The sequence below is a fragment of the Candidatus Nitrospira neuquenensis genome (genome assembly GCF_979578155.1).
The window spans coordinates 43,839-55,337 of the sequence record NZ_CEFZDU010000005.1; the positions used below are offsets into that span (position 1 = coordinate 43,839).

At 67.2% G+C, this 11,499-nt stretch carries 11 protein-coding genes; 10 read left to right on the forward strand and 1 reads right to left on the reverse strand.

The genetic code is table 11. The features are described 5' to 3' along the window. Positions 1-8: 8 nt before the first annotated feature. Positions 9-1,349 (reverse strand): OmpA family protein, encoded by a 1,341-nt coding sequence (locus AC1U7O_RS02765; protein ID WP_479893042.1) that lies wholly within the window; start codon positions 1,347-1,349, stop codon positions 9-11. A 117-nt stretch (positions 1,350-1,466) separates the two neighbouring features. Between AC1U7O_RS02765 and AC1U7O_RS02770 the strand changes: the two genes are divergently transcribed. From AC1U7O_RS02770 to nuoL, 10 genes are all read left to right on the forward strand, one after another. Next, complete coding sequence (locus tag AC1U7O_RS02770) at positions 1,467-1,661, forward strand: hypothetical protein (RefSeq protein ID WP_479893043.1); 195 nt, start codon at positions 1,467-1,469, stop codon at positions 1,659-1,661. A gap of 190 nt (positions 1,662-1,851) precedes the next feature. Beyond that, positions 1,852-2,235, forward strand: a complete 384-nt coding sequence (locus AC1U7O_RS02775; RefSeq protein ID WP_479893044.1) for an NADH-quinone oxidoreductase subunit A — start codon at positions 1,852-1,854, stop codon at positions 2,233-2,235. After that, positions 2,226-2,741 (forward strand): NADH-quinone oxidoreductase subunit B, encoded by a 516-nt coding sequence (locus tag AC1U7O_RS02780; protein WP_479893045.1) that lies wholly within the window; start codon positions 2,226-2,228, stop codon positions 2,739-2,741. The genes AC1U7O_RS02775 and AC1U7O_RS02780 overlap by 10 nt, the downstream gene beginning before the upstream one ends. Before the next feature lie 95 nt (positions 2,742-2,836). Then, positions 2,837-3,334, forward strand: a complete 498-nt coding sequence (locus tag AC1U7O_RS02785) for an NADH-quinone oxidoreductase subunit C (RefSeq protein ID WP_479893046.1) — start codon at positions 2,837-2,839, stop codon at positions 3,332-3,334. A gap of 328 nt (positions 3,335-3,662) precedes the next feature. After that, positions 3,663-4,910: an NADH dehydrogenase (quinone) subunit D gene (gene nuoD / locus AC1U7O_RS02790; RefSeq protein WP_479893047.1), complete on the forward strand. Its 1,248-nt coding sequence runs from the start codon at positions 3,663-3,665 to the stop codon at positions 4,908-4,910. Between the two features lie 109 nt (positions 4,911-5,019). Further along, positions 5,020-7,725, forward strand: coding sequence for a molybdopterin-dependent oxidoreductase (locus tag AC1U7O_RS02795; protein WP_479893048.1), 2,706 nt, complete (start codon positions 5,020-5,022; stop codon positions 7,723-7,725). A gap of 26 nt (positions 7,726-7,751) precedes the next feature. After that, the gene (nuoI, locus tag AC1U7O_RS02800; protein WP_479893049.1) at positions 7,752-8,342 is read left to right on the forward strand and encodes an NADH-quinone oxidoreductase subunit NuoI; all 591 of its coding nucleotides are present in this window, start codon (positions 7,752-7,754) and stop codon (positions 8,340-8,342) included. A gap of 13 nt (positions 8,343-8,355) precedes the next feature. Next, positions 8,356-8,898, forward strand: coding sequence for an NADH-quinone oxidoreductase subunit J family protein (locus tag AC1U7O_RS02805; RefSeq protein WP_479893050.1), 543 nt, complete (start codon positions 8,356-8,358; stop codon positions 8,896-8,898). A gap of 78 nt (positions 8,899-8,976) precedes the next feature. Continuing rightward, a complete protein-coding gene (gene nuoK, locus AC1U7O_RS02810; RefSeq protein WP_479893051.1) occupies positions 8,977-9,276 on the forward strand; it encodes an NADH-quinone oxidoreductase subunit NuoK in 300 nt (99 codons plus the stop codon). A 186-nt stretch (positions 9,277-9,462) separates the two neighbouring features. Next, positions 9,463-11,460, forward strand: a complete 1,998-nt coding sequence (nuoL, locus tag AC1U7O_RS02815; RefSeq protein WP_479893052.1) for an NADH-quinone oxidoreductase subunit L — start codon at positions 9,463-9,465, stop codon at positions 11,458-11,460. The last annotated feature ends 39 nt before the right edge of the window (positions 11,461-11,499 follow it).

Sequence of the window (11,499 nt, forward strand, 5' to 3'; positions counted from 1 at the left end):
GTCGAGAATCAGGGATTCTCTGTAATCGGCGCGGGGCGGGACGCGGGGGCGGGGAGGAATCGGACCTCGATCCGTCGGTTGCGCCGTCGGCCGTCCTCCGTCCGGTTGTCCGCGACGGGTTTCGTTTCGCCGAAGCCGGCGGTGGAGAGATTCGCCGGGTCCAGCCCGCCGTGCTCCGCGAAGTAGCGGGCGACGGCCTCGGCGCGGGCGACGGACAGTTCCCGGTTGGAGGGAAAGACGCCGAGCAGCGACGCCCCGATCGGCTGGTCGTCGGCATGGCCCTCGATGCGGATGCGCGGCTCCCCCGCGTTCCGCAGGAGGTCGGCGATGCGGTCGAGGATCTTCAGGCCGGGCCCCGTGGGCAGGACCCGGCCCGGCGGGAATTCGAGCCGGCGGGCGAGCGTGGCGACCTGATCGGCCAGCGCGCCGTCCGGGGCGCCCGCCGCTTCCGGCGCCGACTCGCCGAGGGCGGGGGCGTCGCGTCCCACGGTGGTCGGTCTCGCCTGCCCCAGGCCGGACGCCGTCGCCTCCCGCGGCGGCGGCTCGGGCGGCGGGGCCGGCTCCTTGAACGCCACCCGGTCGCCGCGCTGGATCGCGTCGCTGGATTGGATGATGAAGGCCGTCGCGGTGCCCTCCTCGACGTGGGCGACCTTTAAGAGCCCGATGGGGACCCGCGGCCGCCCCACCGGCAGGCGAATGACCTCCAGCCGGTCCCCGGTCCTGAGACCCTCGCGTCGGCCCCAGTCGAGATAGACGATCGTCCCCTTGCCGGCCATCGTCTGCTGCGGCGGCAGGTCTACGATGGTTCCCAGGCCCGGCGGGCCCGAACGGTCGGCCGAGTCGCGGGGCTCGGCCGGCGGGACCTCGAAGCGCATCACGGCGTAGCGGGGCGAGATGCTGTCGTAGGTGCGCTCGATGGCCACGGTGGCGACGTCTTGCTCGATCTCGACCACCTTGACCACCGCCACCATCGTGTAGAGGTTGCCCACGTAGCGCTTGGTCCAGGGGTGGAGGACCTCATGGACCCAACGGTAGATCGTGTAGAAGGAGCCGGGCTGCACCTCCTGGGGGTTGACCAGCTTGATCGAGAGCCGGTCTCCTGAGGCGTACATGCGCTTGTTGCCGGAGGCTTCGAGGACGAACCCCTCTTCGGGGAGGCTGACTTTGATGAAGCCGGCGGCGAAGGTCTGGGCCGGCTCGCCGTAGCGGACGAGGTCCGGCCCCGCCGGGTCGGGCCGTGGCTCGGCGGAGGCCGGAGCCACCGACAGGAGGGCGACCAAGCCCGCGAGTCCGAGGGCTCCTGCCCGGCGGTGCCGGCGACTCATCTCGATCAGGCGATCGAGGCTCACGCGCCCCACGATACCAGAGAAGCTTGATTTGTCAAGGAATGTCCGTGGCCTGCGCGGGTTTGACGGGGTGGGGCGGGGGTGGTATCGTGGAAAACCCCAGGAGGAGCGGAAGGTCCCATGCCCACGCAGCCGCGCCGAGCACAGGGTGCCCCGGACGTCCCAGGCTCCCCCGCCCGGCGGATCGAAACCCAGATCCATCGCCGCAAGAAGGCCAAGGCGGTGCCGCCGCTGGAAGCGGAGTGGGACGTCTCCACGGGTGAAAAGCCGAAGGGCCTTCGCACCCCCTCCGACCGCATGGGCCGGCCTTCCTGACCCTGCTCCACGCTCCCTCCTCCGGCGCCCCCGAGGCCGGCTCGGACCAGCGTTCCGCGGGCAGCCGCGGCTCTCTCGTAGGGCTTTCGGTGAAAGCTCGGTAGGTCCTTTTCGCGCTTGAAATTCGATAAGGCGGAGACTACGATCATCGAATCTCCGCTGCAAATCAACGATTTTGAATGAGGGTTCGGTGTCGGACTCCGCGCTCTTCCTGGAATACCTGACGCGGTATTACCCGATCCTGCTCTTCATCGGGATCGCCCTGGCCTTCGGGGTGGTCACGCTGGTCGTCAGCTACTTCGTGCAGCCGAAGTACCCCGAGCCGGAGAAACTCAGCCCCTATGAATGCGGGAGCGAGCCCTTTTCCGACGCGCGGATGCCCTTCCCCGTCCGCTATTACATCTTCGCCATGTTGTTCGTCATCTTCGACATCGAGGTCATCTTCCTCTATCCCTGGGCGGTGACCTTCTCCGAGATCGGGCTGATCGGCCTGGTCGAGATGCTGATCTTCATCGCGCTGTTCCTGGTCGGCTACGTCTATGCGTGGAAGAAGGGGGCGCTGGAGTGGGACTGATCCGGATCGGCCGGCACGACAAGGACGGGCAGCCGGACGTCATCACCACCACGGTGGAGAAGGCGGTCAACTGGGCCCGCAAGGGGTCGCTCTGGCCGATGACCTTCGGGCTGGCCTGCTGCGCGATCGAGATGATCGCCGCCGTCTCCTCCCGCTACGACATGGACCGCTACGGGGCCGGCGTGTTTCGCGCCTCGCCGCGCCAGTCCGACTTGATGATCGTGGCCGGCACGGTCTGCCGGCGGATGGCCCCGGTCATCCGCAAGATCTACGACCAGATGCCGGAGCCCAAGTACGTGATCGCCATGGGCTCCTGCGCGACCTCGGGGAACATCTACGACAGTTACAGCGTCGTGCAGGGCGTGGACCGGTTCGTGCCGGTGGACATCTACGTGCCAGGCTGCCCGCCGACGCCGGAGGCGCTCTTCGACGGCATCCTCAAGCTGCAGGAGCGCATCATGCAGAAGCGCGTGTTCACGAAGCAGCCCGAACAGGTCAAAGCGTGAGGGGTGAGGGGGTAGGCGTGCGGGGCGGCGGAAAAGGCGAGCGGATCGGGTAAACAGTCGCCTTGCGTTGCACGTCTACCGTTTCACGGTAAGGGATGCATCCGATCGCCGAGCGCCTCCAGCAGCGGTTTCCCCGCGGGGTCGTCCAGGCCGTCGAGTGGCGGGGCGATCTGGCCGTCACCGTGACCCGCGAGGCGTTGCACGACGTCGCGCGGGTGCTGCACGACGACCCGGCCCTCGACTTCGACTACATCGTGCACGTCAGCTCGGTGGATTGGCCGGACGACGAGGAGCGCTTCGAGGTCGTGTACGAGTTCTATTCGATCCGGAAGCGGCACCGCATCCGTCTTAAGACCCGCGTCCCGGAGACCGACTGCGAGGTTCAGTCGCTCACGGACATCTGGAAGGGCGCCGATTTCATGGAGCGCGAGGTCTTCGACATGATGGGCATCCGGTTCACGAACCATCCGGACCTGCGGCGCATCCTGATGCCGGACGACTACGACGAGGGCTATCCCTTGCGGAAGGATTTTCCGCTCCGGGGCAAGGGCTGGCGGGATACGTTCGAATTCTTGAACGAAGGAAAGCAGTGAGAGGCCGCGATCGGTCACCGGCCGAGACATTCCGGTAACCGGTCGTCACCCCGGCGGACGCCGGGGTCCAGTCCGGAGCCCCTGGGAGTCGGAGCTGGATTCCGGCTTCCGCCGGAATGACGGGCAAGGGGAATGATGGGCGAGGGGGATGACGGGGCAAGGGGGATGACAGAGGGGAAGACTTCCGGTCGTCACCCCGGCGGACGCCGGGGTCCAGTCCGGAGCTCCCTGGGAGTCGGAGCTGGATTCCGGCTTCCGCCGGAATGACGGAATCCGGCCCGGGAGTTGGAAGTGTCTATCGCCTGACCGCTGCAGATTCTCAAGAACCATGAAGCTCGAAGACCAAAGAGACACCGTCTACAAGGTCGATCCGACCCATCCGGAGACCGAGGCACTGCCGACGCTCCGGACGGAGGAGCTGCTCCTGAACATGGGGCCGCAGCACCCGAGCACGCACGGGGTGCTGAAGGTGATCCTGGAGCTGGAGGGCGAGCGGATCGTCAAGGCGACGCCGGTCATGGGCTACCTGCACCGGGGGGTCGAGAAGCTCGCCGAGGACGGCACCTATCATCAGTTCATCCCCCACACGGACCGGCTCGACTACATCTGCGCGATGTACAACAACTTCGCCTACTGCCGGGCCGTCGAGAAGCTGATGAACGTGACGGTGCCGGAGCGGGCGGAGTACCTGCGCACGATCGTCGCGGAGGTCCAGCGGATCATCGGGCATCTGTTCTGGCTCGGCACCCAGGCCCTGGACATCGGGGCCATGACCGTCTTCTTCTACACCTTCCGGGACCGGGAGATCCTGCTCGACTGGTTCGACGAGCTGTGCGGCGCCCGGCTGACGACGAGCTGGTACCGGATCGGCGGTGTGGAGCGGGACTTCACCCCGTCGCTCCTGGACAAGCTGAAGCGGTTCCTGGAGTACTTCCCCCCGAAGATCGACGAGTACATCGTCTTCCTCGAGAAGAATCGCATCTGGGTCGCGCGGACCAAGGGCGTGGCCGTGATCTCGGCGGAGGACGCGGTCAACTTCGGCTTGAGCGGGCCGACGCTCCGTGGCTCGGGCGTGGACTACGACCTGCGCAAGTACGAGCCCTACGCCATGTACGGGCGGTGCGAGTTCAGCGTACCGGTCGGCAAGAACGGCGATACCTACGACCGGTACTGGATCCGCGTCATGGAGATGTACGAGAGCGTGAAGATCGTCAAGCAGTGCCTGGAGCAGATGCCGGCGGAGGGCCCGATCATGGCCGAGGTGCCGAGCGTCACGCTGCCGCCCAAGAGCCGCGTCTTCACGAACCTGGAGTCCATGATCCAGCAGTTCAAGCTCTTCTCCCAGGGGTTCGACGCCCCCAAGGGGGAAATCTACTGCGGTACCGAGGCCCACAAGGGCGAGCTCGGCTTCTACATCGTCAGCGCGGGCGGCGGGAAGCCCTACCGGCTCAAGATCCGGTCCCCCTCCTTCATCCACATGGGCGCGTTCGATTTCATGGCGCGCGGCTACATGATCGCCGACGCGGTCACGATCTTCGGCACCTACGACATCGTGATGGGGGAGTGCGACCGGTGAAGAGGGCGTGAAACGTGAAGCGTGAAGCGTCAGGCGGGGGGAAAGCAATGGCAGTGTCGCCGAAGAACGCTTCACGAACGACGCTTCACGAACGACGAGGAATACAGGCATGGCGCTGAAACCGGCCACGAATCCCGACGTTGAAGCGGCGACGATCGAGCTGAGCATCGACGGGCAGCCGGTCACGGCGAAGGACGGCGTCTCGCTGTACGACGTGATCGCGAGCACCGGCCGGGTCATCCCGGCCATGTGCTACCACTACACCTTCGACCCCTTCGGCTCCTGCGGCATGTGCCTCGTCATGCAGGAGGGCAAGAAGGCGCCGGTGCGGTCCTGCACGGCCAAGGCCACGGCGGGCATGGTGATCCGCACCGAGGGCGACGACCTCCACCAGGCGCGGAAGAAGGCCGTCGAGAAGCACCTCTCTGTGCACCCGCTGGATTGCCCCGTCTGCGACGCGGACGGCCACTGCGAGCTCCAGGACATGGCCTTCCTGCACGGGGTCACGAACCTGGCCAACGCCAAGCAGAAGCTCATCCCGGAGGACACGCGCAGCCTCGTCCTGGACTTCAACATGAACCGCTGCATCGCCTGCGGCGAGTGCATCAACATCTGCAAGGACGTGCAGATGATCGACGCCCTTCAGTTCATCAAGAAGGGCGGGTTCACGCAGGTCGTGGCGAAGGGCGACGTGCCGCTCGCCTGCGAGTTCTGCGGCGACTGCCTGGCGGTCTGCCCGGTCGGCGCGATCACGAACAAGTACTCCAAGTACCTCTACAAGCCCTGGCAGCTCAAGAAGACCACCACGACCTGCAACTATTGCGGCGACGGCTGCCAGATGTACGTGGAGGTGAAGGACACCGACGTGGTCCGCGTGACCTCGCCGCTCTCCTGGAAGAACAAGTGGGGGGCCCGCGAGGACACGGCGAAGGGGCACGGCGGGCTCTGCGTGCGCGGGCGGTTCGGCTTCCAGTTCATCGACAGCAAGGCGCGCCTGCTCAGGCCGCTCACGCGGCAGGACGGGCGGCTCGTGGAGACCCCCTGGCTGGAGGCGGCCCAGCAGGTCGTGGACCGGCTCGCGGCGATCAAGGCCCAGCACGGCCCGCAGGCCGTGGCCGGCCTGATCACGGCCCGCTGCACCAACGAGGAGCTGTACCTGTTCCAGAAGCTGCTGCGCGGCGTTCTGGGCACCAACTGGCTCGACAGCAGCGCCCGGTACGGCCATGTCGCCTTCGTCCGCGCTGCGCGTCGCGCGCTCGGGGTGGGGCGGGCGACGAACGACTCGACGGACATCACCAAGGCCAAGGCGATCCTGCTCGTCGGCTCCGATCTCACGGAGACGAACCCGGTGGCGAGCCTGCGGGTCAAGGAAGCCATCCGGGTCTACAAGTCCCAGGTGCTCGTCGTGGATTCCGCCCTGACGAACATCGGCCGGCTGGCCTCGCATCCCCTGACCGTCCGCCCGGGCACGGAGGGGCTGCTGGTGCGGGGCTTGGTCAAGGCCGCGATCGAGCAGGACCTCGTGGACGCCGAGGCGACCGGGAGGCATCCCCAGGCCTTCGAGGCGCTCAAGCGCGCGGTGGCGGGCTTCTCGCTCGCGGCGGTGGCCGACCGGACTGGCATCCCGGCCGCACAGATCGAGGAGGCGGCGGCGATCTTCGCCGAAGCGCCGCGGGCCGTGGTCATCTGCGGCGAGGGCGTGGTGCGCCGCGCTGGCGGCTACGACCTCGTGCTCAGCCTGATCGACCTGCTCTGGATCACCGGCAAGCTCGGCCGGCCCGGCTGCGGGATCAACACGGTCACCGAGGAGGCCAACGAGCAGGGCGCGGTGGACCTGGGCGCGGTGCCGGAGTTCCTGCCGGGGCAGGCGCGGTTCGACGACGAGGCGGCGCGCGCGCGGTTCGCCGCGGCCTGGGGGGCCGATCTGCCGCCCGCGGGGAGCGGCGGCGGGCTCCTGGACATCCTCCGGCGCTGCCGGAGCGGCGAGATCAAGGCGCTCTACGTGGTCGGCGAGAATCCCCTGGCGACCCTCCCGGCGTCGCTCGGCGTCCGGGAGGCGCTGGAGCGGCTGGAGCTGCTCGTCTGCCAGGACCCCTTCCTGACCGAGACCGCCCAGTTGGCCCATATCCTCCTCCCGGCCTGCACCTTCGCGGAGAAGGATGGCACGGTCACCAGCCAGGACGGCAAGGTGCAGCGCGTCCGGCAGGCGATGGACCCGCTCGGCGAGAGCCTGCCGGACTGGCATATCTTCACCGCGCTCGCCACGGGCCTGGGCGCGCCCTTCGAGTACGAGTCGGCGAACGACATCCAGGCCGAGATCATGAGGCTGCTGCCGGGCTACTACAACCTCGGACAGCCGAAGAAACCGGTCGTGTCGCCGGATGCCTACCTCGCGGACGGCTACCCCGTCGAGGTGGCTGCCCGGTATTCTTCTCTCCCCCTCACCCCTCATGCCGCACCCCATACCGGGAACCGCTTCGGGCTCACGATGCGGCAGGTGCTGTACCATTCCGGGAAGCTGTCCACCCAGGCGTCGGGGCTGATCCAGCTCTACCCGAACAGCGGGCGCCTCCGGATGAGCGCGGTGGACATGGAACGGCTGGGCCTCGTCGAGGGCGCGCGCGTGCGGGTGACCTCGGCGCGGGGCGCGCTGGAGATGGGCGTACAGGCCGATCCCTCGCTGGCGCCGGGCTCCTGTTTCTTCCCCGAGCACTTCAACGAGCCGCCGGTCAAGGACCTGATGCCGGTCGAGGTGGACGGCGCCACCGGCGTCCCGGCGTTCAAGTTTGCATGGGTGACCATCGACAGGGTATAAGGGGCGTCCCGAGGGGGGAGAGCGGCATGAACGCAGGCGGGTTGGCGAGGAAAATCTGGGAGGCGGCGCTCTTCGCCGAGATCTGGGAGGCGATGAAGGTCACCTTCAAGCACATGTTCCACAAGCCGATCACCTTCCAGTACCCGCGCGAGCAACGCACGATCCCCGACACCCACCGCGGCGCCCTGGGCCTCCTGCGCTACGACGACGGGGCCGAGCGCTGCGTCGGCTGCGACCTCTGCGAGGCCGCCTGTCCTTCCCGCTGCATCAAGGTCGTCAGCGCCGAGGACCGGAGCCTGCCGCTCAAGCGGTACGCGAGCGAGTTCTACATCGACATCACCAAGTGCGTCTTCTGCGGCTACTGCGTCGAGGCCTGTCCTGTGAACGCGCTGGCCATGACGAAGATGTACGAGTATTCCACCCACGACAAGCGCACGCTGCTGTTCGACAAAGAGCGCCTCTACGAGATCGGCGAGCGTCACCTGGAAGATGCGAAGAAATACCTGTACGCGCACAATCAGGAGAAAGACGACGAGATGTTCCACGACTACCGCTACTTCTTCCCCCAGTCCGTCGTCAAGCCGACCCAGACGGTGCCGCCCAAACACCTAACCTGAGCCCGATCGTCGAATGGTCCTCTTCTTCTTCGGCTATTTCTCCCTCGTCAGCATCGCCGCGGGGGTGCTCACGGTGGCGCTGCGGAACCCCGTCCACTGCGGGCTGGCGCTGCTCACCCTGCTCCTGCACGTGGCCGGCCTGTTCGTGCTGCTGAACGCGGAATTCCTCTTCGCCGTGCAGATCATCGTGTACGCGGGCGCGATCCTGGTCCTGTACCTCTTCGTGCTCATGCTGCTGAACCTGAAGACGGAGGAGCGCTACCTCCACTCGCGCTACGCCGTCCTGCTCTTCGCGGCCCTGGCGATCTGCGGCGAGCTGCTCCTGCTCGTCCTGCGCTCGCCCTTCGGCGGGGCCAGGGGCGACGCGCCCACGGACCTCGTGCTCAAGGGCGGGGACAGCCACGCGGTCGGCATCAAGATGTTCAGCGAGTACCTGCTGCCCTTCGAGATCATCGGGGTGTTCCTGACCGGCGCGATCATCGGCGCCATCGTCCTGGCCAAGACGCCGACGGCCGTAGATGTGGATGAAACGTCAGCGGGGGCAAGGGAAAGGTAAGAGGACGAAGGCCGTGCCCCGGACGACCCCACTGTTCACGTTGCACCGGTCGCGTTTCGCGAGAGGCTTGTAGCCGTGGTGCCCCTGAGCGCATACGTGGCGGTGAGCGCGATCCTGTTCGCGACCGGGCTGATCGGGGTCCTGGTCCGGCGCAACTTCATCATCGTGCTCATGGCCGTCGAGATCATGCTGAACGCGGCGAACATCAACCTCGTCGCGTTCTCGCACTACCTGGAGTCCATGGCTGGCCAGATCGTCGCCCTCTTCGTCATCGCCATCGCGGCCGGCGAGGCGGCGGTCGGGCTCGCGATCATCATCGTCGTGTTCCGCGGGAAGCTCTCGACCAACGTGGACGAGATGAACCTGTTGAAGTGGTGACGGTCCACGATGTTCGTCATTGCGGCGACGGGTCGTCCCCAAGGCGGAAGTCGGGGCCCAGCAGGAGCACGGGGGCGTGCGATCCCAGACCCGGGTTCCGGCGTTCGCCGCAATGGCGTACTCGACCACGGATTGCCACCGTCCGGGATGACGGTCTTGCTGAAAGCGGATAGCTAACCGCGAACCATGTCCGACCTCCTCGTCATCCTGATCCCGACCTTCCCGCTCGTGGCGGTGCTGCTCAACGGCCTGCTGGGGCACCGCTATTCCCACGAACTGGCGCATCGCCTGGCCTGGGGAGCGGTCGGCCTCTCCTTCCTCTGCGCGATGGCCGTCTTCGCCGACGTGCTGGGCGGCGGGGCGCGCGAGGTCGTCGTCTACAAGTGGATCTTCGGGGGGGATCTCACGATCAACCTGGCCTTCCTGGTCGACCCGCTCACCTGCATCATGCTGCTGGTCGTGACGGGCGTGGGCTTCCTGATCCATGTCTACTCGGTCGGGTACATGCACGGGGAGGAGGGCTTCACGCGCTTCTTCACGTACATGAACCTCTTCATGGTCTCGATGCTCCTGCTGGTGATGGGCAACAACTACCTGGTGCTCTTCATCGGCTGGGAGGGCGTGGGGCTCTGCTCCTACCTGCTCATCGGCTACTACTACGACCGCGTATCGGCGGCCAAGGCCGCGACCAAGGCCTTCGTCGTCAACCGGATCGGCGACGCGGGCTTCCTGCTCGCGATCTTCCTGGTCTTCGTGAACTTCAAGACGCTCGACTACACGCAGGTCTTCGCGCAGGCGGGGCAGCTCTCGACGGGCACGGCCACGGCGATCGCCCTCTGCCTGCTCGTCGGGGCGGTCGGCAAGTCCGCCCAGGTGCCGCTCTACACCTGGCTGCCCGACGCCATGGAGGGCCCGACGCCGGTGAGCGCCCTGATCCACGCCGCCACGATGGTGACCGCCGGCGTGTACATGGTCGTGCGCAACCACGTCCTCTACGACATGGCCCCGGCGGCCATGACGACCGTCGCCTGGGTGGGCGGGTTCACGGCGCTGTTCGCCGCGACGATCGGCCTGGTGCAGACGGACATCAAGCGGGTGCTGGCCTACTCGACCGTCAGCCAGCTCGGCTACATGTTCCTGGCCTGCGGGATCGGCGCCTACACGGCCGCGATCTTCCACTTGATGACCCACGCCTTCTTCAAGGCGTTGCTCTTCCTCTCCGCCGGCTCCGTGATCCACGCCCTGCACGGCGAGCAGGACATCCGCAAGATGGGCGGGCTCAAGGCCGCGATCCCCTGGACCCACGCCGTGTTCCTGATCGGCACGCTCGCGATCGCCGGCATCTTCCCCCTGGCCGGGTTCTGGAGCAAGGATGAGATCATGGCCCACGCCTTCGTCCACGGCTACTACCCGCTCTACGCCATGGCGGCCCTGGGCGCGTTCCTGACGGCTTTCTACATGTTCCGGCTGACGTACCTCACTTTCTACGGCGAGAGCCGGGTGGACCACCACACGGCGGCGCACATCCATGAGTCGCCGCTCGTGATGATGGGGCCGCTCGTGGTCCTGGCCGCGCTCTCCGTGATCGGGGGCTTCCCGGGCGTGCCGCCGGAGTCCGGCTGGTTCCACCACTTCCTGGAGCCGGTGACGGCGATCAAGGGCGGCGCGGGGGGGCACGAGGCGGGGTTCGGTCTCCTGATCGTCCTCATGGGCGTGGCGACCGTGATCGCCCTGGCGGGCTGGGGGCTCGCCCACTACCTCTACGCGGTCAAGCCGGAGGCGGCGGAGGACCTGGCCTCCCGGATGCCCGGCGCCTACACGACCCTGCTGAACAAGTATTACGTGGACGAGCTCTACGACGCCCTCTTCGTGGAGCCGACCAAGCGCCTCGGCCGACTGTGGGACCGGTTCGACCAGGCGGTGATCGACGGGGTCGTGCGCGGCGTCGGGCGGATGACGGAGGCGGGCTCGGCCGGGAGCACCTGGATCGAGAAACACGTGATCTACGCCGGCCTCAACGTGATCGGGTACGGCAACCACCTGGCCGCGCGCTCTTGGCGCCGGCTGCAGAGCGGCATGGTGCACCACTACGCGGCGATCATCGTCGCGGGCCTGTTCATCTTGGTGCACCTGATCCTGCTCTGGTGGAGCGGCTCCTCGGGGATCGGGGTGGCGTTGAAATAGTGCGGGGACGCGGTCAGCCGCCCCCCGGCGCTAAGGGTG